Annotated in this window: 21 protein-coding genes; 15 read left to right on the top strand and 6 right to left on the bottom strand. The window is 65.2% G+C overall.

Going from position 1 to position 20,981, the window contains the following annotated elements; translation table 11 throughout:
- Nucleotides 1-14 precede the first annotated feature (14 nt).
- Nucleotides 15-323, bottom strand: coding sequence for a DUF4235 domain-containing protein (locus AC3CD9_RS11375; RefSeq protein ID WP_488363969.1), 309 nt, complete (start codon nucleotides 321-323; stop codon nucleotides 15-17).
- 330 nt (nucleotides 324-653) lie between these two features.
- On the opposite strand from AC3CD9_RS11375, the gene AC3CD9_RS11370 reads away from it, so the two are divergent.
- Both AC3CD9_RS11370 and AC3CD9_RS11365 read left to right on the top strand, forming a co-directional pair.
- Complete coding sequence (locus AC3CD9_RS11370; protein ID WP_488363968.1) at nucleotides 654-3,137, top strand: molybdopterin oxidoreductase family protein; 2,484 nt, start codon at nucleotides 654-656, stop codon at nucleotides 3,135-3,137.
- The gene (locus AC3CD9_RS11365; RefSeq protein WP_488363967.1) at nucleotides 3,134-3,592 is read left to right on the top strand and encodes a hypothetical protein; all 459 of its coding nucleotides are present in this window, start codon (nucleotides 3,134-3,136) and stop codon (nucleotides 3,590-3,592) included. The genes AC3CD9_RS11370 and AC3CD9_RS11365 overlap by 4 nt, the downstream gene beginning before the upstream one ends.
- Here the strand turns inward: AC3CD9_RS11365 and AC3CD9_RS11360 are convergent.
- Nucleotides 3,576-4,964, bottom strand: a complete 1,389-nt coding sequence (locus AC3CD9_RS11360) for an alpha,alpha-trehalose-phosphate synthase (UDP-forming) (protein WP_488363966.1) — start codon at nucleotides 4,962-4,964, stop codon at nucleotides 3,576-3,578. The two genes, AC3CD9_RS11365 and AC3CD9_RS11360, sit on opposite strands and share 17 nt — an antisense overlap.
- A 237-nt stretch (nucleotides 4,965-5,201) precedes the next feature.
- Between AC3CD9_RS11360 and AC3CD9_RS11355 the strand changes: the two genes are divergently transcribed.
- Nucleotides 5,202-7,043 carry an MFS transporter gene (locus AC3CD9_RS11355; protein ID WP_488363965.1) on the top strand — a complete coding sequence of 614 codons (1,842 nt, stop codon included), beginning with the start codon at nucleotides 5,202-5,204 and terminating at the stop codon, nucleotides 7,041-7,043.
- On the opposite strand, the gene AC3CD9_RS11350 is transcribed toward AC3CD9_RS11355, so the two are convergent.
- Complete coding sequence (locus AC3CD9_RS11350) at nucleotides 7,038-7,346, bottom strand: hypothetical protein (RefSeq protein ID WP_410708620.1); 309 nt, start codon at nucleotides 7,344-7,346, stop codon at nucleotides 7,038-7,040. The two genes, AC3CD9_RS11355 and AC3CD9_RS11350, sit on opposite strands and share 6 nt — an antisense overlap.
- Nucleotides 7,347-7,653: 307 nt before the next feature.
- On the opposite strand from AC3CD9_RS11350, the gene AC3CD9_RS11345 reads away from it, so the two are divergent.
- The 12 genes from AC3CD9_RS11345 (at nucleotide 7,654) to AC3CD9_RS11290 (ending at nucleotide 17,138) form a co-directional block, all read left to right on the top strand.
- Nucleotides 7,654-8,772, top strand: a complete 1,119-nt coding sequence (locus tag AC3CD9_RS11345) for a carboxylate-amine ligase (RefSeq protein WP_488363964.1) — start codon at nucleotides 7,654-7,656, stop codon at nucleotides 8,770-8,772.
- A 292-nt stretch (nucleotides 8,773-9,064) separates the two neighbouring features.
- Nucleotides 9,065-9,745, top strand: coding sequence for a hypothetical protein (locus AC3CD9_RS11340; protein ID WP_488363963.1), 681 nt, complete (start codon nucleotides 9,065-9,067; stop codon nucleotides 9,743-9,745).
- The gene (locus tag AC3CD9_RS11335) at nucleotides 9,738-10,853 is read left to right on the top strand and encodes an SRPBCC family protein (RefSeq protein ID WP_488363962.1); all 1,116 of its coding nucleotides are present in this window, start codon (nucleotides 9,738-9,740) and stop codon (nucleotides 10,851-10,853) included. Before AC3CD9_RS11340 ends, AC3CD9_RS11335 begins: the two co-directional genes overlap by 8 nt.
- 31 nt (nucleotides 10,854-10,884) lie before the next feature.
- Nucleotides 10,885-11,316, top strand: coding sequence for a gas vesicle protein GvpJ (gene gvpJ, locus AC3CD9_RS11330; protein ID WP_488363961.1), 432 nt, complete (start codon nucleotides 10,885-10,887; stop codon nucleotides 11,314-11,316).
- Nucleotides 11,313-12,065: a GvpL/GvpF family gas vesicle protein gene (locus AC3CD9_RS11325; protein WP_488363960.1), complete on the top strand. Its 753-nt coding sequence runs from the start codon at nucleotides 11,313-11,315 to the stop codon at nucleotides 12,063-12,065. The genes gvpJ and AC3CD9_RS11325 overlap by 4 nt, the downstream gene beginning before the upstream one ends.
- Before the next feature lie 8 nt (nucleotides 12,066-12,073).
- Nucleotides 12,074-12,325 carry a gas vesicle protein GvpG gene (locus AC3CD9_RS11320; RefSeq protein ID WP_166822426.1) on the top strand — a complete coding sequence of 84 codons (252 nt, stop codon included), beginning with the start codon at nucleotides 12,074-12,076 and terminating at the stop codon, nucleotides 12,323-12,325.
- A complete protein-coding gene (locus AC3CD9_RS11315; protein ID WP_488363959.1) occupies nucleotides 12,322-12,810 on the top strand; it encodes a gas vesicle protein GvpO in 489 nt (162 codons plus the stop codon). Before AC3CD9_RS11320 ends, AC3CD9_RS11315 begins: the two co-directional genes overlap by 4 nt.
- 22 nt (nucleotides 12,811-12,832) lie before the next feature.
- Complete coding sequence (locus tag AC3CD9_RS11310; protein WP_488363958.1) at nucleotides 12,833-13,312, top strand: gas vesicle protein; 480 nt, start codon at nucleotides 12,833-12,835, stop codon at nucleotides 13,310-13,312.
- A gap of 7 nt (nucleotides 13,313-13,319) precedes the next feature.
- Nucleotides 13,320-14,324 (top strand): gas vesicle protein, encoded by a 1,005-nt coding sequence (locus AC3CD9_RS11305; RefSeq protein WP_488363957.1) that lies wholly within the window; start codon nucleotides 13,320-13,322, stop codon nucleotides 14,322-14,324.
- Nucleotides 14,315-14,638 carry a gas vesicle protein K gene (locus AC3CD9_RS11300; protein WP_488363956.1) on the top strand — a complete coding sequence of 108 codons (324 nt, stop codon included), beginning with the start codon at nucleotides 14,315-14,317 and terminating at the stop codon, nucleotides 14,636-14,638. The genes AC3CD9_RS11305 and AC3CD9_RS11300 overlap by 10 nt, the downstream gene beginning before the upstream one ends.
- Nucleotides 14,635-15,495 carry a GvpL/GvpF family gas vesicle protein gene (locus AC3CD9_RS11295; RefSeq protein WP_488363955.1) on the top strand — a complete coding sequence of 287 codons (861 nt, stop codon included), beginning with the start codon at nucleotides 14,635-14,637 and terminating at the stop codon, nucleotides 15,493-15,495. The genes AC3CD9_RS11300 and AC3CD9_RS11295 overlap by 4 nt, the downstream gene beginning before the upstream one ends.
- On the top strand, nucleotides 15,492-17,138 hold the full coding sequence (locus tag AC3CD9_RS11290) for an NAD-dependent epimerase/dehydratase family protein (protein WP_488363954.1): 1,647 nt from the start codon (nucleotides 15,492-15,494) through the stop codon (nucleotides 17,136-17,138). Before AC3CD9_RS11295 ends, AC3CD9_RS11290 begins: the two co-directional genes overlap by 4 nt.
- Before the next feature lie 62 nt (nucleotides 17,139-17,200).
- Here the strand turns inward: AC3CD9_RS11290 and AC3CD9_RS11285 are convergent, their stop codons facing one another.
- From AC3CD9_RS11285 to AC3CD9_RS11275, 3 genes are all read right to left on the bottom strand, one after another.
- Nucleotides 17,201-17,728, bottom strand: coding sequence for a CinA family protein (locus AC3CD9_RS11285; protein ID WP_488363953.1), 528 nt, complete (start codon nucleotides 17,726-17,728; stop codon nucleotides 17,201-17,203).
- Nucleotides 17,725-18,651, bottom strand: a complete 927-nt coding sequence (locus AC3CD9_RS11280; RefSeq protein ID WP_488363952.1) for a cation diffusion facilitator family transporter — start codon at nucleotides 18,649-18,651, stop codon at nucleotides 17,725-17,727. The genes AC3CD9_RS11285 and AC3CD9_RS11280 overlap by 4 nt, the downstream gene beginning before the upstream one ends.
- A 90-nt stretch (nucleotides 18,652-18,741) precedes the next feature.
- On the bottom strand, nucleotides 18,742-20,895 hold the full coding sequence (locus tag AC3CD9_RS11275) for a catalase (RefSeq protein WP_488363951.1): 2,154 nt from the start codon (nucleotides 20,893-20,895) through the stop codon (nucleotides 18,742-18,744).
- Nucleotides 20,896-20,981: the final 86 nt, after the last annotated feature.

Raw genomic sequence — 20,981 nt, 5'->3', positions numbered from 1 at the left:
CAGAGGCGAGACTGTCACTGTCCCGGCCAGTCGCCAGTGAGTCGTTGGAACACGCGGGCGCCGCTGCGATCGACCGCCGCTTTGACGAGAGCGAAGAGCGCGCCCTGCAGGGCCGCGGCGAGGAGAACTTCGCTGAGCTTGAAGTCGGAGTTGAGAGCCTGCGGGGCATCCTCGCTGCGTTCGGGGGAGACCCGCTTCCAGATCTGTTTGAACACCACGCCTGCGAGGGCTCCGCTGATGATCCCGTTGAGCATGCCGAAGGGCCGGTACAGGAGTTTGGCCGATGTCGATTCCGTGTCCGAGGAGCGTTTCGCTGCAGTCATCTCTCGCCTTTCGTCGGTGCTGAGGACAGCACGGTCTCTCAACTGCCCAGATCCTGCCCGGTGCAGAACCCAGCCCATGTGGTCCATGGAACAAGCGAGACTACTGAGACTGAGTCGGTGACAACAGGGGTACCGTGCATGTTCGGATGCTGTTATGGTGCCGTGCTCGCGGAGAAGTGCGTGCGTCAGCGGAACCGATTGACGCTCACCGGGGCCCCGACGAGCATGAGAGGCGCTGCGGTCGCTCGACGAAGGTGGCCCGGCCCGGTATGCGAAGACACGCCCCTCCGACCACCGGGGGCCGGGCACTCGTGCGAGAGGAGCCGATGCATGGTTGATCGAATCGCGAACATCTGGGGAACGCGCATCCCATACGGACGCGGGCAGCAATGGCCGAGCCGCGTCGACCAGAAGCTCTCCTCCGAGCTCAGCGATTCCGACATCGACGAGTGGGTGCAGTCAGCTTGCGTGCTGTGCAGCAACGGCTGTGCCTGCGACATCGCTGTCAAAGACGGTGAGATGGTCGGCGTCCGGGGACGAGTGGCCGATGCGGTCAATCGCGGCAGGCTCGGTCCCAAAGGTCTCTTCGCAAGCTGGCAGGGGATGCGCAGCTCTGCGCGACTGACGCAGCCTCTCATCCGTGAGAACGGAGAACTGGTGCCCACCGATTGGGACACCGCGATGAGTCGCGTCGTCAGGCGCAGCACGCAGCTGCTCGACGAGGTCGGTCCCCTCAGCCACGGGTTCTACACCTCGGGTCAGCTCTATCTTGAGGAATACTATGCCCTCGGCGTGATCGGCAAGGCCGGCCTGGGAACTCCCCACATGGACGGGAATACCCGCCTGTGCACGGCCACCGCCGCCGCGGCGATGAAGGAGAGCTTCGGCTCCGACGGACAGCCGGGCTGCTATGAGGACATCGACTGCTGCGACGCGATCTTCCTCTACGGCCACAATATGGCCGAGACTCAGACGGTGCTGTGGGCGCGAGTGCTCGACCGGCTGGCAGGTCCGGACCGGCCCGAGATCGTGTGCATCGATCCTCGACGCACCGAGGTTGCCCAACATGCCGACGTCCACCTCGCAGTCCGCCCGGGAACGAACCTGGCACTGATGAACTCCCTGGTCCGCGAGCTCTTCGTCAACGACTGGATCGACCGTGACTACATCGAGGAGCACACGCTCGGAGTCGAGGAACTGCACCGGGCGGTCGAGGCGTGGACGCCGGAGAGAGCCGCCGAGGTCTGCGCCGTCGCGACCGAGGACATCCGTCGTGCCGCACGGATCTTCGGCACCTCGCAGCGCATCCTGTCGACCGTGCTGCAGGGCTTCTACCAGGCCTCGCAGGCAACTGCGTCCTCCTGCCAGGTCAACAACCTCCACCTGCTGCGCGGCAAGATCGGAACCCCGGGCAGCGGGGTGCTGCAGATGAACGGCCAGCCCACGGCACAGAACACCCGGGAGACCGGGGCCGACGGCGATCTGCCCGGCTTCAGGAATTGGGAGAACCCCGAGCACATCGCCGAACTCGCGGATCTGTGGGACGTCGACACCGATCGAATACCCCACTGGGCTCCTCCGACCCACGCGATGCAGATCTTCCGCTACGTCGAGCAGGGAAGCATCAAGCTCCTCTGGGTCTCGGCGACGAACCCGGCCGTGTCGATGTCCGACGCCGCACGGATCCGGAAGATCCTGGCCGAACCCGACCTCTTCCTCGTCGTCCAGGACCTGTACCTCACCGAGACCGCTCGATTCGCCGATGTGGTGCTCCCGGCCGCCGGCTGGGGCGAGAAGCAGGGAACATTCACCAACGTCGACCGCACCGTCCACCTCGCCGACAAAGCCGTCGACCCGCCAGGACAGGCCCGCAGCGATCTCGAGATCTTCCTCGACTATGCCTCGCGGATGGGGCTGTCGACGAAGAGCGGTGCACCGCTGCTCGACTGGTCGAGCCCGGAGGATGCCTTCGAAGCATGGAAGGAATGCTCCCGCGGTCGGCCCTGCGACTACACGGGGATCACCTATGACCGGCTGCGAGGCGGCAGCGGGATCCCCTGGCCCTGCAACGCGGAGTATCCCGAGGGGCGGCAGCGCCTCTATGAGGACGGTCGCTTCTCGACCGCCGTCGAGGAGTGCGAGACCTTCGGCCATGATCTGCTCACCGGAGCAACCGTGGGGCCCACCAGATACAAGGCGATGGATCCCTCGGGAAAGGCACTGCTCAAGACCGCCGATTTCGCTTCGGCACCGGAGATTCCCGATGAGAGCTACCCTCTCCGCTTCACCACCGGACGCACCGCTTATCATTTCCACACGCGCACGAAGACCGCGCGAACCTCTCAGCTGCAAGATGCCGCGCCTTCGGCTTGGGTCGAGATCTCCGAACGTGATGCGCAGCACTTCGACATCGCTGAGGGAGACCTGGTCCGGGTGGCCTCGCGACGCGGAGAGATCCGCGTCCCGGCGCGAATCGGGTCCGTCGGCGACGGCACCGTGTTCGCCCCCTTCCACTACGGCTACTGGGAGCGACAGCAGGCGGGGGAGACCCGGCCGGAGAACGAGCCCACGGCCGCCAATGAACTGACGCTCACGGAATGGGATCCCGTGTCGAAGCAGCCGCTGTTCAAGAATGCAGCGGTGCGCATCGAGAGACTCGCCGCCGGCCACGGCCCTGCGCCTGCACCGACGACGACGGCCTCCCGCCCGGTCGGGACGACGAAGATACGACCGACCGCGGGCGGCGAGGACGGCCAGGCCGAGGAGAGGTTCCCCGTCGACATCGCTCCTGGGACCAAGGAGGATGTGCTGTGAAGCTTCCTGTCTATCTCGGGATGGTCCGCTCTGCCGAGTCAGTTCTCGCCTCCTCGTTTCGCAAAATCGGCGACGGCCACGGAAGCGAACCGGACGTCTACTTCATCTGCCACACCCTCGCTGACCAGTGCGAGGCGCACGAGAGGCTGCTGGTGCCGATCGTCGAGCGCTACGGAGAGCAGCCTGACGACGAGCCGGAGCGGCTGTACGCCGCCGAACTCGATGACACCCGCAGCGGGCCGCTCGGACTGCTGCGCGACCTGCAGGACCTGCACCTACTCACGACCTTCGTCGATTTCACCTACACGCTGGTCAAGCAGGCCGCGGCAGCACTGCGCGATGAGGAGCTTCTCGACGTCGTCGCCACCTGCACGGACCAGTCCTCGACTCAAGCCGATTGGCTGAGGACTCGAGCCAAGCAGGCCGCGCCTCAGGCACTCATCGCAGCCGAATGAGCGCCTGCGGCTCGTGAGCGCGCTCACGCGCGACGTCCCTGAGGAAGTCACAGCCCCAGCGGTGAGCATCATGCTTCTCCACTGTCTCGGCCATTGCGTCGATCCGGTGCCGCGCCTCATCCTCGGACATGCCCAGTGCATCGGAGATCGCTTGGCCGAGCTTGTCGCCGTCGAAGGGATTGACCATGATGGCTTCGCCGAGCTCGGCGGTCGCACCAGCGAATTCGGAGAGCACCAGGACACCGCCTCGGTGACGTCGTGCCGCAACGTATTCCTTGGCGGTGAGGCTCATCCCCTCACGCAGGGGAGTGACGAGGAAGATGTCGGCGGCGGCATAGACCGTCGCCAGGGACGCACGCGAATAGGCACCGCAGTGGTAGTGGACAGCGGAGTTCTCCAACGACCCGAAGCGACCGTTGATGCGTCCGACGAGCTGTTCGGCCTCATCACGCAGCTGCCGATCGGGGTCGGCGTCGTCGGAGGACATGGCGAACTGCACGAGTCTGGTCGTCCGCGGGTCGACCGCGCCGTTCTCGAGGAGGGTCTCATAGGCACGCAGCTGGTTGAGCAGCCCCGTCGTGCAGTCGAGACGGTCGACGCTGGCGATGAGGGTCTGCGGAGCGCCGAGTTCACCGCGGAGCTCCTGAGCGGCCTGATGCGTCCCAGGCGTCGCAGCCAGAGACTCGAAAGCCGGGACGTCGATGGATTCCGGGTAGGCCCCCACCACTGTGCCCGTCTCGACCGGGTCGATGCCTGTGAAGCTGTACGCGGCCTCGCGAAAGTTCTTCACGTCGGAATCGAGCTGGAAGCCGATGGCATCGGCACCGAGCATGCCGTGGATGAGCTCCTCCCGCCATGGCAGCTGAGCGACGGCTTCTATTGCAGGGAAGGGAACGTGGTTGAAGAATCCGATGCGCACATCGGGACGCCTCCGACGGATCATCGCGGGAACCAGCTGCAGCTGGAAGCCGTGCACCCAGATGACTGCGCCGGGTGCGGCCAAGTCGACCGCCCGCTCGGCGATGCGCGCGTTGACCGCACAGAAGGAACTCCACGAACACCTCTCGGACTGCGCTCTTCCCGGCTGCCCATGGTAGACCGGGCGGAGGCGATCGGCGACAAGGGCCTCATACCCGGCGGCATCCGCACCCAGATCGACTGGTGCAACCGTCATATCGGCTGAGAACGCGGGTGGCTGCGAGGAGATCTCGGGGCCGGGTGGGCCGATCCACGCGCCGTGGTTGAGCCGGACGAACGGGGCCACTGCCGTCGTGAGCCGTTCGGCTTCTGCGCTTCGGCCTCCCCGCGCGTCCGCTGTCGGCAAGTGCGCAACGACAACGAGGAAAGGGTACGGCGCTTGGTTCGGCCTCATGAACACGGGTGTCCTCACTGGAATCGGAGGCCGACTTCTTGACCCGCCATCACCTTACGTCGTGGGTGAAGTATGCGGTGCGGTCCGATGCCGCAGAGACAGCACCCGCATGAGCTCGAGCGGGCGTAGGCTACTCGCCTTCGGGCGTTCGCACCATGCCTTGTCGGCCCCGCAGAGTGTGCTTAGACTTCCTGGCAATCAGAAGACTCTGTCCAGGAACTGTCCAGGAGGCGTGTGATGAGTGGGAAGATCGAACTCGGGACGATCAAGACCGATGTGCCGGCACGATTGGACCGGCTGCCGTGGGCCCGGTTCCACTGGATGGTCGTCGTGGGACTCGGCAGCGTGTGGATTCTCGACGGGCTCGAGGTCACGATGGTCGGCAATGTCGCGGCTCGGATGACCGAAGAGGGCAGCGGCATCGACATGACCGCGGGACAGATCGGCACGGCCGGAGCAATCTACGTGCTCGGTGCTTGTGTCGGCGCGATCGTCTTCGGTCAGCTCACCGACCGATTCGGTCGCCGCAGACTCTTCCTCATCACACTCGTGCTCTACCTCGTCGCCACGGTCGCCACCGCGTTCTCCTTCTCTCCCTGGTACTTCTTCCTCGTCCGCTTCCTCACCGGCGCCGGCATCGGCGGCGAGTACGCGGCCGTGAACTCGGCCATCGACGAACTCATCCCCGCCCGCGTCCGCGGACGCATCGACCTCATCATCAACGGCTCATACTGGCTCGGCGCCGCCGGTGGGGCGGCGACGACCCTGCTCCTGCTCAACACCGACATCCTGCCGAAGATGATCGGCTGGCGTCTGGCTTTCGCCGTCGGCATGCTGCTGGCGATCTTCGTCTTCGTCGTGCGCAAGAACGTGCCCGAAAGCCCGCGGTGGCTGTTCATCCACGGCCAGAACGACGAAGCCGAGCGCATCGTCGGTGAGATCGAAGACGGCATCGAGGCAGAGACCTCACAGACCCTGCCGCCGCCGAAGAAGACCATCACCGTCCGGCAGCGGAAGACGATCTCGTTCGTCGAGATCATGAAGGTCGCCTTCACGATCTACCCCAAACGCGCGTTCCTCTGCCTCCTCCTCTTCGTCGGACAGGCGTTCCTCTACAACGGGATCACCTTCAACCTGGGCACGCTGTTCAACGGCTTCTACGGAGTGGCCGAGGCCACGGTGCCGATCTTCATCATTCTGTGGTCGCTGAGCAACTTCGCCGGACCCGTGCTCCTGGGCAGATTCTTCGACACCATCGGCCGCAAGCCGATGATCTCCTTCAGCTACATCGGCTCGGCAGTCGTCGCCGTAATTCTCGCGGGCGTCTTCAACGCTGAGGTCGGCGGCGAATGGCTTTTCCTCATTATCCTCGTCGTCTGCTTCTTCCTCGCCTCATCCGGTGCCAGCGCGGCCTATCTCACGGTCAGCGAGATCTTCCCGATGGAGACACGTGCACTGGCGATCGCGTTCTTCTACGCCATCGGCACCGCCGCCGGAGGCATCGCCGGTCCGCTGCTCTTCGGCGGGATGATCGAGTCCGGAGACCGGTCGCTGGTCGCAATGGCGTTCTGCATCGGTGCTGGCGTCATGGCACTCGGCGGAGTGGCCGAACTGCTCTTCGGAGTCAAGGCGGAAGGTGCCGACCTCGAAGACATCGCCCGCCCCTTGACGGCCGAGGACGCTGAGAGTGCCGAAGGCGCCGCGGAGAGCGGTGCTGAGCAGACCGAGCGCAGTGAGCGGGCGGACTCCGCCGACGCATCCGAATCGTCGGCGAGACCCGAGGCTCGAAGCCGAGGAGATCGACTGCGTCCGGGGCCGGGATCGGTCGGCGTCTATGCACCGTGGCCTTCGGTATCCTCACGCGACGTTCCGCCTGAGGTCTCGGCCAACGAGGTCAACGGCATCATCGATTTCGTCCGCGACATGGAACCTGTCGGAGAGGTGGAACTCTACCGTGCGATCGGAGCTCGTCGATGGGGCCCAGGGCGCTTCCGTGCGGCGGTGCGTGAAGCGATCAGGCAGGGAGCCGTCCACCGCAACCGCCGCGGCAGGCTGGAATACCGAGGCGACCGGTTATAGACCGGGTTCGTCGGTCAGCGGGGCTCGCGGAGGCGGAGGAAGCATATCGATGAGTTCATTGACGGCCTCGGCCAGAATGTCGTGCTGATAGGGCTCCAGGAAGTAAGCCTCGTGGAGGTAGGCATCGAGCTCGTATTCGGTGAGTTCACCGCCCAGGCTGACATAGTGCAACCACGCTCCGGCAACCGATATGTTCCAGAAATCAACTGCCTCCGTGAGCTGCCTCCGCCTGATGATCGCGCGCTCGTCTGAGAACGAGTAACCGGAGTGGGTGTCGATGCGCTTCGGGTTCTGATCGTCCATACGTCTGCTGATTCGCCTCGTGACTTTCGCAGCAGGAGGTTCGTCCTGCCCGGTGTGCCAGCGATCCGGGACCCAACGCTCCTCGCTCATGTTCGTCTCGAATCTTCCCGAAGTGTATGTTCTGCTTCTCGAACAGGGCTAGGGGCTGTCGGCGATCGGTCTGCCGCTTCTAAATCGCCGCGAGCGCACACTGCCTGCACCTGCCGTAGGAGCCTCTCCGCAGGTATTTCAGTGAGGTCCCACATCTGCTGTCGCATCCGCGGCCGGTCCAATAGCGTGAGCGGGTCAGAAACGGAACGAGGTGACGATGAGCGAATTCGGCATCGAGGAGGAATTCCTCCTCGTCGATCGACATTCACTTCTGCCTGCTCGATCGAAGAGCAGCTTGCAGGAGGTCGAGGACGCGGTGAGTCCGAGCAGCGGAGAAGCCTGTGCCGAATGGCTGCCCGGGCAGATCGAGTTCGCCACTCCCGTCCTGACCACGGCTGACGAGGCGTTCGAATCGCTGCACGCTTTTCGCCGCAGCCTCTCGACAGCGTCTCGGGCGCGCGACCTGCTCGCTGTCGGCCTCGGCACAGCGCCTCAGATCTCAGGCGCCCCCACAGGAGTCAGTGATGGCAGTCGCTACCGTGAGTTCGCGGACTTGGCGCCCGGGATCGCAGCCGATCAGTACGTCAACGGCATGCATGTCCATGTCGACATCTCCGACCGGGAAGCAGGACTGAGGGCACTCAACGGCCTGCGCAGATGGATTCCCGTGCTCACCGCGTTGAGCGCGAATTCTCCTCTCTGGCGCGGAGCCGACAGCGGCTTCGCCAGCTGGCGTTCCATCCACTACCGGCGGTGGGTCGTCTTCGGTATTCCGCCTCACTTCCACGACCTCGACGACTACGATGCGCAGATCGCTGCTACGCTGCGATCGGACGTGGTGTTCGACGAGGCGACTCTGGGTTGGCTGGTCCGGCTCTCACCCACGCACAGGACCGTCGAAGTCCGGACCAGTGACGTGCAGCTGGACACCGCGGCCGCTGTGACCCTCGCACTGCTCATCCGTGCGCTCGCGGATGTCGCGATGGACGACCCGGAAACGGACGCGGTCTCTGCAAATCTGCTGAACATCGCTCATTGGCAGGCTGCACGTTTCGGTCTGACGGGAATGCTCATGGACCCCGACACACATACGAGTGTCCCGGCCGCAGAGGTAGTCCGAAAGGCGTTCCACCGCGCACGACCGGCCCTCACACGAACCCAGGACATTCCCCATATTCACCATGGACTCCGCCGTCTGCTCAACCAGGGCACCGGCTCCGAGGAGCAGCGCCGGATCGCAGCGAGAAAGGGGGTAGGAGGCCTGTTGGAATACGCCGCACACAGATTGACAGACAGTTCTCAGGATGAATTCGAGCAATCGCCAGTGGCCCCCTGAGGCGTTTCTGACCCCCCTTGACGGATCAGGGGTGGTTGAACAGATGATTGTGAAAAGGGCAGAGTGCTCTTGGCTTCCGCGACACAGGAAGCCCGCAGATGCGGTCAGGAATCTGCGACAGCCTCGGACGCCGGGCGGAGACGATTCCCGCCGTTGTCGTCATGAGGCGGTGACCCTCGAATCATTGATCAGCACAGTGGAGCTGTACCCCATGGAACGGCAATCCCGGCCAGGGGCAGTCTTCGAATTCCCATCTCGGTCCGTGCCCACCAGCGCGGAGACGGAGGCAATCATGAACAACAAGATGAAAATCACCGGCCTGATACTGGCGGGCTACATGCTCGGCAGAACCAAGAAGCTCGGCCTGGCGCTCACGGTCGCCTCGGCTGTCGCCGGGACGACCGCCGCAAAGAATCGCGATCAGCTTCTGGGCGGGCTCAAGGATTTCGCTGATTCTTCCCCCGAGCTCAAGAATCTCCAGGAGAAGATCACCGGTCGTCTCGCGGAGTCCGGCAAGAGCGCGGCGAAAGCCGTGGCAGCGAAGGGAGTCGATCAGCTCAGCGTCAAGCTCCAGGAGCAGACCGAGAAGATGAAGTCGACTCTCGATGACACCGCCGACTCGATCGATCCCAATGTCGATGACAGCGAGGGCGCGGACGACGAAGAGAACACGCCCGAGTCGGAGGACGAGAACGCTCCCGAGTCGTCGGAGGGTTCTGAGACCGACGAGGCGGAGACGGCCGACGAGCCGCAGGAGACCGACGAGGAGCCGCAGGCTGAGGAGGAAGCTCCGAAGAAGCCGGCAGCCAAGCGCTCGTCGAGTTCGAACCGCTCCGCGAAGGGCACGCGTTCGTCGAAGTCTTCGACCAGTTCGCGCGGCTCGCGCACGAAGTCGGGCTCCAAGCGCTCGACGACTGCGAAGAAGACATCATCCCGCGCCGCTGCCAAGCCCGAGGAGGCCGAAGATGAGTGATGATTCGATCTTCAGCGGCCTCAAGCAGCAGGCCGGAGACTTCGCCAAGACCGTCGGACGCAAGGCGGTCAACTCCGTCGGCGACAGGGTCGAGAAGTTCGCCGACCGCCTCGACGGTGTGGGCGATGGTGCAGCGCCCGCGGCCCAGGCCGGTGCGGAGGAGATCGCCGAGGGCAAGTCACCGGCGAAAGCGGCACTGTCTGCGGCGACGACCGGCGTCAAGGAGAAAGTCAAGGGTCTGTTCGGAGGCGGCTCGAGCGGTTCGGGCGGCTCCAGTGATTTCAAGTTCTCCAACATCGTGGAGACCGCAGAGGTCGGTGTCCCGCTGAACGTGGCCTACAACGCGTTCACGATGTTCGAGGACTGGCCCGATTTCATGAAGAAGGTCGAGAACGTCGAACGCACCGATGATGTCACCCTCAGCATCAAGGGACAGGCGGTCTGGTCGCATCGAACCTGGGAAGCCACGATCACCGAGCAGGTTCCCGACTCCCATATCGTGTGGGAATCGACCGGCGAGAAGGGCTATATCAGCGGCAGCATCTCCTTCCACGAAGTCGCACCCAGGCTGACCCGGATCATTGCGGTGGGCGAGTACCACAAGCAGGGCTTCATGGAAGGCGTCGGTGCCCTGTGGTTCACCGTTCCCCGCCGTTTCCGCCTCGAACTGAAGTTCTTCGTCCACCACGTGATGCGTCAGATCATGCTCGATCCCGACAGCGTCGAGGGCTGGCGCGGAGAGATCCGCGACGGTGAGCTCGTCACCTCCCACGAGGACGGCCTCGAGGAGGAGCAGGAGCAAGCTGAAGGCAGCGAGGATGAGTCCGCCGAGGATCAGGACGCGGATGTCGACTCCGGTGCGGACGAGACAGATCCCGACGATTCGGAGGCGGAGGAGTCCGATCTCGAGCCCGCGGAGGGCGAAGCCGAAGAGGAGTATGAGGAGGAACCGGCAGAGGAATTCGAGGACGAGGAACCGGCCGAAGTAGACGACGCGGAGCCCGCAGAGGACTTCGAGGAAGAGCCGGAAGCCGCTGACGAGTCCGAGGAGCCCGTGGAATACGAGGAATCCGAAGAACCCACCGAAGACGATGAGGGACGCGGCTGAGCGTCCTCCGATTGGGAAGTAGGCAAGGACAATGAGCACCAGCACAGTTGAACGTTCACGTGGCAGCTACGTCGACCGTCCGTCATCGAGTTCGCTTGCGGACGTCATCGAGATCATCCTCGACAAAGGCTTGGTCATCGATGCGTACGTACGCGTCTCATTGGTGGGGATCGAGGTCCTCACGATCGACGCTCGCATCGTCATCGCCAGCGTGGACACCTACCTGCGCTTCGCCGAGGCGACGAACCGCCTCGATCTGACCCAGCAGGGCGGACGCGACCTGCCGGAGATGATGGGCGGAATGATGGAGAACGGCTCCAAGGGCAAGACCCAGGGAGCTGTGGAAGGCATTAAGGACGCCCTCACCCCGGACGACTCCGATGACGACTCGGGCGAGAGCTCGAGTCAGGAGAAGACGCGTCGCCGGACCAAGCGCCCGGCACGCAGCTCGGAGTCCGAATGAGCGAAGAAGGTGCCCCCTCAGCAGACCGGTATCTGTATGGGATCGTGCTCGCCGATGCCGAGCTGCCGACCGGACCCGATGGAGTGCAGGGCAATGCGCTCACGCTCGTCGAGTCCGGGGCGGTGGCGGCAGTGGTGACCGATCTCGTGGATCCCGAGATACTGGGCACTCCCGAAGCTCTGCAGAACCACAGCGTCGTCCTCGACGAACTCGCCGATAAGCAGCCGGTGCTGCCGCTCGCATTCGGCACCGTCGTCCCCGGAGGGGCCGATATCGCCGAGCAGGTGCTGGCTCCGCAGGCGGACGTCTTCGCCGAGGCACTCGATCAGTTGGCCGGATGCACGCAGTTCACCCTGAGGATCAGCTTCGACCGCGACGCGATACTGCGTGAGATCGTGGGCAGCGACCCCGAGGTGGCCGAGCTGAGGGAGAGGATCAGCGGCACGAGCGAAGACGAGACCCGGAACGAGCGCATCCGGCTCGGAGAGATCGTCGTCAAGACGATGGAGAGCTGGCGAGCGACCGAAGCTCCTCCGATCCTCGAGCGGATCCGCACCGTGGCCGTCGAGACGGCGATTCGCGAAGTCGGCCAGGCCGAGGACGTCGCCGAAATGGCGGTGCTGGTACGCAAGGACGCGCTCGACGAGTTCGATTCCGTCATCGAAGGGTTCGCGGAGGCGAACCAGGAGCGGATGAGATTCCGGCTGGTCGGTCCCCAGGCACCCTACGACTTCGTCCCCGAGATGTAGGAGACGTCATGGGACTCCTGTCAGCAGTCTTCGGTGCTCCCTTGGCACCGCTCAAGGGAACCGTATGGGTCGCCGAGCAGGTCAGAGGAGAAGCCGAGAAACGCTATTTCGATCCCGGTGCCATCCGGCGTCAGCTGGAAGAGGTCGCTGAGGCACGCGAACGCGGATCGATCAGTGATGACGAAGCCGATGCCCTCGAGCGTGAGCTCGTCGGACGACTGCTCGAGGGCCGTCGGCGCAGAACCGAGGAGGACCGATGAGCGAAGAACCCAGAGCAGATGGGAAATCTGCAGGAGGCGCGAGTGAGAAGCGTGCCCGGAAACCGAGCGAGAACGTGACGGAGGGGTCGTCCCGCCGCTCGTCAGCCTCGGCATCAGCTGCACGTGAGAAGTCGGCATCGTCATCGCACGAGAAGTCGGCGCCATCGGCACGGGAGAAGCCGAAGGCGTCCTCGCGCTCGGAGAGCGGGTCTCAGGACGCGACCGGTAAGAGGATCTCTGCGGTCAGAGCGGTGAAGAAGGCGATCGAGCAGTTCAGCACCCTCACGGGCAGGCCTCCCGAGTCCGTGGTCGGCACGAGGTGGAAGGACGACCACTGGTCCGTGCGTCTGGAGGTCGTGGAATCGCGACGGATTCCCGACAGTGCGGATCTGCTGGCCGAATACGAGGTCGAGCTCGATGAGGACGGCGAGCTCATGGCCTATGACAGGAAGGACCGCTACGTCCGCGGCCGGCCGAGCGAGTGACCGAAAGGGCGATATGAGCATCATGAATCAGCCGAACGATGCGATGCAGCCGCAGCGCAGCCAGGAGGGCACGCTGCTGCACGTCGTGGAGACGCTGCTGGACAAAGGTCTGGTCCTCAACGCGGACATCATGGTCTCCGTGGCCGGTGTCGAGCTGCTGGGCATCCGGATCAGAGCCGCCCTCGCCTCCTTCGAAACCGCCGCCCGCTATGGACTGGACTTCCCCGCGGGCACGGATCGGGACACCGTCGCGTGGAAGGAAGCGGTCGAGCAGAAGGACACCTGTCCGGAGTGCGGGAAGCGCTCCGAGCTCGCACAGCTGATGAACGACTACTGCCCCTGGTGCGGTTGGCAGAGCGCGCGGTCGAAGCGGATCGAGGCTGGGGAACCGGCTCAGTTGAACTCCGCGGACGACGATGACACCTCCGCAGAGGAAGACGCCGGCTCTTCCGCCGACGAAGCGGGCGCTCCCGCCGCAGGCTCATCCGCGAACGACCGCTGAGGCCACCATGACCGGAGACGCGATCATGCAGCCCACCCGCGACCCGCGGGCGACCCTGCCCGATCTCATCGAAGTGCTCCTCAACAAGGGGGTCCATCTCAACCTCGACCTCATCATCTCGGTCGCGGACATCCCGCTCATCGGAGTCAACCTGCGTGCCACGATCGCCGGCATCGAGACGATGCTCGAGTACGGGATGATGCGCCAGTGGGACAGCGACACCCGGGAATGGGTGCAGAAAGCGGTTCGCACGCACCTGCCGATCGCCGACGACGAGGAGATCCTGGCGAAGATGGCCGGCGGTCACTATCAGAACAACTTCTATCGGACCTGGCGGCCGGGCAGCGCCTATCTCACCTCGCAGCGTCTGATCATCCACCGGCGAGACCCCGCAGAGACTCTGTGGCAGGCACACCTGAACTCGATCGCCTCCGTCTCCGCGCTGCGTGAGTCCTCCATCGGAGGCGAAGAGCGCACACGCATCCTCGTCCGGCTCCGCGATGGCAGCGAGACGATCCTCTCGGCCCTCGAACCCGATCGCCTCATCTCCCTGGTGCAGGTCGAGCTCGACCGCGCCGACAAGTCGGCACCCTCGAGACCGGAGGCGAGGACGACAGCGGATCGGCCCCTGCGCGAGGGGAGGATGTGGTTCCTCGAGGAACTGTCGTCGGGGAGCACCTGGCGCGGCGGACAAGCATCGCTTTCGAAGACGGAGCTGACCTGGAGGTCGCCGATGGACGGGCGCGCGCGAGTGAGGATCTCACCCGAGCAGCTGCAGGACATCCGCCGGGAGGAGCGCAGCAACCCGACCGACGAACGGCGGGTCCTCATCCTTGAGACCGCGGACTCGACCATCACCCTGGCCGCAGACGACGCCGGCGCATGGTCCGCCGGACTCGACGACTGGCGGACCGCACCCGATGGCAGGCGTTCCGCGCCGCTCGAGGACACCATGTCACCAGGCCGCAACCCCGACGACCGTGTCGGAGAAGGAGCAGCATCATGGCGCTGAACGTCAACGAGGAGAGCCTCAAACACGGGGTGCTCACTCTCGTCGTCACCCTCGTCGAAGTGATCCAAGAGGCCCTCGAGACCCAAGCCGTGCGCCGGATGGAAGGCGGGGACCTCACCGAGGACGAGCAGAACCGCCTCGGCGAGGCCCTCCTCGAACTCGATGAGGCGATGGACCAGATCAAGGACCAGCACGGGATCACCGGATCCGTCGAGGATCTGCACCGCGGCCTCGACGACGTCGTCGACGAGGTCGTCGACAAGCTCATCAATCCGGCCAGGTGGGCCGAGGAGAACGGAAAGGGCGCCGAATGAGCGATGGGACCGAGATGCTCTACGTCTACGCCATCGTCCCCGGCGGCGACTTCGCCCCCGCTGTCACGGGAATCGACGGTTCCGCGCTGCACATGGTCGGCCGCGACGCGGGGCCCAAGGCCGTGGCCCACCGGCACACCGGGGGGCCTTTCAACGGTCCCGACGAGGATGTGCGCCGTTGGGTGCTCGAACACAGTGAGGTCATCGACGATGCCTGGAAGACCGCAGCCGCCGTCCTCCCGGTCTCGTTCAACGTCATCGTCCGTTCGGACCCCGACACCGAGGCGACCGCGACCGAACAGCTCGAAGGCTGGCTCGACGACTCCGCCGACACGCTCGACCAGCGGCTGGCGGAGCTGCGCGACACGTCCGAGCTGCGCGTCGAACTCTCCCTCGACAGAGCTCAGCTCGAGGAGGTCCACGCTGAGGTCTCCGGCATGAAGGAGGAGATGGACAGCCGACCCGCCGGAGTGCGCAGACTGCTCGAGAAACGTCTGCAGAAGACCGAGAAGGAGATCGTCGACCGGGTCGCCGACAGCATCTATCCGGAGGTCAGAGCCAGAATCGCCTCTCACTGCCTCGACATCGAGGAGTACCGCTCGACGGCCCGCGAAGCAGGGCTGACGCCTGTGCTCATGGCCTCCTGCCTGGTGAGAGACACAGATGTCACGGCGTTGGGAGCCGAGCTCACCGCGCTGCAGAAACAGCAGCCTGCTCTGTCCATCCGCTTCCTCGGTCCCTGGCCGCCGTATTCCTTCGCCGACGTCTCCGTCGGCGACGACAGGCCGCGCAGCGGAGCGGACACTGAACAATCAGCCGCGGACGCACCAACGAAACCACACGGGGAGAGACCATGAGAGTCGCAGTCATCGGAGCCACCGGGAACGTCGGTACGGCGATCCTCGACGTGCTCAGCCGGACTTCTGAAGTCACCTCGGTGCTGGGGATCTCCAGACGGATGCCCGACACCGAGGCCGAGCCCTATGCAGGCTGCGAATGGAGAGCGATCGACGTCGCCGCCGCGAGCAGTGAGGATACGGCCCATCGTGATCTCACGGAAGCGCTGACCGGCGCCGATGCCGTCATCCACCTGGCCTGGCTCATCCAGCCCAACAGCGACCGGGATCTGCTCCGGCGCGTCAACGTCGACGGCACGGCCCGGGTGGCCGCGGCAGCAGCGGCGGCGGGCGTGCCACATCTCATCGTGGCCTCTTCGGTCGGTGTCTACTCTCCCGATGACAGTCTGGACAAGCGCGACGAGGGGTGGCCGACCGAGGGTATCCGCTCCTCCCACTACAGCGTGGACAAGGCCGCCCAGGAGCGTGTACTCGACGTCTTCTGCGCCGACCATCCCGAAGTCACCGTGACCCGGCTGCGCCCTGCGCTCATCTTCGGCGCCCCGGCCGCCTCGGAGATCCAGCGCTACTTCCTCGGAACCTGGATGCCCGTGCAGCTGCTGCGAGCAGGCCGGCTGCCGTTCCTGCCGTTGCCTGCGGGACTGCGCGGCGTCCAGGCCGTCCACTCCACGGATGTGGCACGTGCCTATGTGGCCAGTGTTCTCCACCGCCGGGCAGGCGCCTTCAACATCTGCGCCGACGATGTGCTCTATCCGAAGGATCTGGCCGTACTGCTCGATCACGGCAGACACGTCCCGGTGCCGAACGGTGCAGTGCGTGCGGCTCTGAGCGTGGGCCACACCAGCTCATTGGTCGCCGCCGATGCAGGATGGCTCGACATGGGTCTCAACGTGCCGCTGATGGACAACGGCCGCGCACGACGAGAACTCGGCTGGGAGCCGGAGTACAGCGCCATGGACGCCGCGCGCGAACTGCTCAAAGGCATGGCCGACGGCGAGGGCGCCGCCTCCGTCCCGCTGCGTCCGCGCGACCCTGAGCAGCCGCAGCTGCGGGAGACAGACGACAGGAGCACCGGGCACGAAGCTTCGGATGCGGACGGGGAGCACAGCGGGGTCGACATGGACCTCCTGGGCCTCTATCTCAGCGACCATCTCACCGGCGCCACCGCCGGTGCGGAGAGGATCGAACGGATGGCGGCCGACTTCGCCGATACGCCGGTCTTCGCAGTCCTGTCCGAGTTGGCCGCGGAGATCCGCGGGGAGCATCTCTACGTCCAGCACCTCATCGGTCAGTTGGGTCTTCGACGCCGGCCTCTCGCCGAGGCTGTGTCGTGGGCGGGGGAGAGAGTCGGGCGGCTGAAGAGCAACGGCTCGCTGCTCCGACGTTCGCCCATGACCCTCGTGCTCGAAGCGGAGCTGATGCGCAGTGCGGTCATCGGCAAGCTCGGGATGTGGCAGACGCTTGAGGACAACGCCGAGGCGCTCGGCCTGGAGACCGCTCAATTCGGCGAATTGGTGCAGAAGGCAGAGGATCAACGCGGAGTGCTCGATGCAGTGCACGGCTACGCACGGAGCAGAGCATTCCGCCGGGATCTGGCCGTCTTTGATCAGGCCTCGGGAGTCAGCCCTGTGCGGGGCACCTGATAGTGCCATCGAGGGGCGACTCTGCAGTGTTTCAGGACCCGGGCACGTTCAGGCCCCGGAGCTCAGGACGCAGCGGAGCCGAAGCGGACCGAGACCGTCCGCAGAAGTACCTGCAGCGCCCGTTCCTGCGTCTGGGTGAGCACCTCGATGGGTTCGCCCGCGAAGTGGTGGAGTTCAGCGGTCACCTCATCGGCGACGAGCACCGCGATCCAGGTCGTACCCGGCTCCTCCCCGTCCTGGCCGTTCGGACCGCCCGCTCCCGTCGCGGCCAGAGCCACGTCGGCACCGAGAAGCCGAGCGACGGACCGCGCCATCGTCTCGGCTGAGGCCCGCGAGATCACCGACCCGCAGGGGACCTCGAGGAGCGTGTGTTTGACCTCGCTGGAGTAAGCCACGATGCCACCGGCGAACCAGTCCCCGGAAGCGGAGGCGGCAGCCAGCTGAGAGGCGATCCGGCCGCCGGTGAGCGATTCGGCGACGGCGACATGCAGACCGTGGCCCGTGCAGAGTTCGGACAGCTCCTCGGCCGACCGGGCGGCGTCCTGCTCATGTCCGTCCCTGCTGCTTCCTGTTCCGTCGGCTTCACTCATGGGCGAGCGTTCCTTTCGTGGTCTTCTCCCGCGGCGGGAGGTCCGGCTGTCGGCTGCAGATAGACGTCGGTGACGATCGGCACGTCCTGCCGGATCCGTTCTTCGATGCCTCCGAGCGCATCGACGAGCTGTGAGCCCTCCTCCCGGGCAAGGGCGACGCGCGCGGTGACGAGGAGCTGTTCCGGCCCGAGATGGAGCGTCTTGAGCTCGACCAGCCGTGCCGCTTCGCCGTGCTCGACGGCGGTGACGATCCGTCTGCGATTGTCGTCTGTGGCCGGCTCGCCCACGAGCAGAGACGTCGTCTCGAGAGCGAGGAAGACGGCCACGGTGATGAGGAGCAGACCGATGAGGGCGGTGCCTGCAGCGTCCCAGATGCCGTTGCCGGTGAGCAGGGTGGCGATAACGGCGGCGAGGGCGAAAGTCAGTCCCGTGATCGCCGCGCTGTCCTCGAGGAGGACCACGGGCAGCTCGGGTGACTTGGTCCCGCGAAGGAACCTCAGCCACCCGCGGGAGCGGACTCGATTCGACTGCCGGACCGCCGTGCGCAGAGACAGCGACTCGGAGACGATCGCCCCGAGGAGGATGACGATCGGCGCCCACCACCACTTATCATCCAGGGGCTGTGGATCGCGCCACTTCTCATAGGCCTCGTAGAGCGCGAAGAGCCCACCGAGGCTGAAGAGCATGACCGAGACGAGGAACGAATAGATGTAGCGTTCCTGACCGTAGCCGAACGGGTGGCGTTCGTCAGGCGGTCTGCGTGCCCGCTTGCCGCCGATGAGCAGGAGCACCTGATTGCCGGAATCGGCGAGCGAGTGGACGGCCTCGGCCAGCATCGAGGATGCTCCGGTGAGCAGGAACCCCGCGAACTTGAGCACGGCGATCGTGACATTCGCCGCGAGTGCCGCGAGGACTGCTCGCATGCTTCCTTCCGCCATGGTCACTTCCTCTCATCATCCGTGTCCACCCGCTGCCGCCGATGCCGTCATTCTTCAGCAACGGCGTGCAGTGGCTCAGACCTCGACCCGGGCCCAGGCCCGGTGCTCGCTGAGACCGTCCTGCAGCTGCGACAGCGCGGTATCGATGTCATCGACGCAGTAGACGCCGGGATCCTGAGACGCGATCCCGTACTTCTCCATCATGGCGCACGAGTCTCCGCTGGCGGCGATGAATTTGAGATGACGCCATGCTTCCGTGATCAGCAGGTCGGTCTCCGCCGTCAGATCCGCCCCATCGGCGAAGAAGAGGGCGTCGAGTTCGCTCGAGGCTGCGGTCATGTAGGTCCGCTCGACCGCTACGCTTCTCTCGCCGGACGTGATGCGTCCACCCACCGGAGCGATCGTGATGGGGACCATTCCCGCCTCGGCGATGCGGTCATAGGCCCGAATGACCTGCTCGGGGTCGGTCTCGCTGCCGGTGACGATGCCGACCTTGCGCCCTTCGACCGGCCAGCGCTTCCCCACCTGGGACAGAGCCGGGCTCGGTTCGACATCGCTGCGCGGCGGCGTCTCGGCCTTAGGGGCCTCGAGGCCCAGCCCCTCTGCGACCATGCGGGCCAGGTCCGAGTCTACGGAGGCGAGCACTGCGACCTCGCGCGCCCGGATCGTCTCCTCGTAGCACTTGCCGAGCTCGAAGGTGAAGGCATCGGCGAGATGCTCCTGTTCGATCGGTGTGAGGCTGAGCCAGAACATGCGCGGCTGCGAATAGTGGTCGTCGAACGACTCGGGCGAACGGCGCTCCTTCTGCGAGGCGGGGACCTCGTGTGGGAGCTCGACGAAGGTATGCTCGTCGGCTTTCTCGGCGGGGAACGGGTTGCCGCCGTCGAGTGAATTCGGCTTGTACGGTGCGGCACCGCGATGGTCGGCGGTCTGGTGCATCCCGTCGCGGAACATGTCGTTGACCGGGCAGTGCGGACGGTTGATGGGGATCTGGGAGAAGTTCGGGCCGCCGAGGCGAGTGATCTGAGTGTCGAGATAGGAGAACAGCCGGCCCTGCAGCAGCGGGTCGTCGGTGATGTCGATGCCCGGCACCAAGTGCCCAGGATGGAACGCCACCTGCTCGGTCTCGTCGAAGAAGTTGCTGGGATTGCGATCGAGTGTGAGCATTCCCAGCGGCTGCACGGGCGCGAGTTCCTCGGGCACGATCTTCGTGGGATCGAGCAGGTCGATCCCTTCGAAGGTCTCACCCGGGTCGTCCGGGAAGACCTGGACGCCGAGCTCCCACTGCGGACACGCTCCGGCTTCGATGGCATCTGCCAAGTCCCGACGGTGGAAGTCGGGGTCGACGCCGTTGACCATCTGCGCCTCCTCCCAGATGAGCGAGTGGACTCCGGCATTCGGCTTCCAGTGGAACTTCACCAGGGAGGTCTCTCCGGCGGCGTTCTCGACTCGGAACGTATGGATCCCGAAGCCCTCCATCATCCGGTAGGAGCGCGGGATTCCTCGATCGGACATCTGCCACATCGTATGATGGGTCGCCTCGGTGTGCAGGGACACGAAGTCCCAGAAGGTGTCATGAGCGCTCTGCGCCTGCGGGATCTCACGATCGGGGTGCGGTTTTGCCGCGTGGACGATGTCGGGGAACTTGATCGCGTCCTGGATGAAGAACACCGGAATGTTGTTGCCGACGAGGTCGAACACTCCGTCGGTCGTGTAGAACTTCGTTGCGAAGCCGCGGGTGTCACGGACGGCATCGGCCGATCCCCGTGATCCGACGACCGGAGAGAAGCGAGTGAAGACGTCCGTCTCGACGTCGGGGGCGAGGAATGAGGCCTTAGTGATGCTCGAGGCGGTGCCGTAGGAGACGAAGGTGCCGTGGGCTGCCGAACCGCGGGCGTGGACCACCCGTTCGGGGATGCGCTCATGGTCGAAGTGCGTGATCTTCTCCCGCAGGTGGTGATCTTGGAGCAGGGTCGGTCCCCGCGATCCCGCTTTGAGCGAATGGTCCGTGTCATAGAGCCGGGCGCCCTGGGCTGTGGTCAGCCAGCTGCCCTGCTGGGCCTGATCCTCCTGCTTGTCGCGACTGGGTGCCCCTGTCGGCGACGTCGGCTTCGGTCCGCTCTGATCGGGCTTCGGCGGCAACGGCTCTCGCGGCGTCGTCGGCTCATCGAAGTCCGGAGTGCGGGAACCGGGTTTGCCCGGAATGGTCGGTCGATCTTCTGTACTCATGGTGTCTCCTCACTGATGGCAGGACTCTCAGACGGTCCTGCGTTGGCGTGTTCTGACGCTAGAGGCGATCCGCGAACGCGTGGAGC

The organism is Brevibacterium sp. MGP-B1, from assembly GCF_057766545.1.
This window is presented reverse-complemented; position numbering and strand designations above follow the sequence as displayed.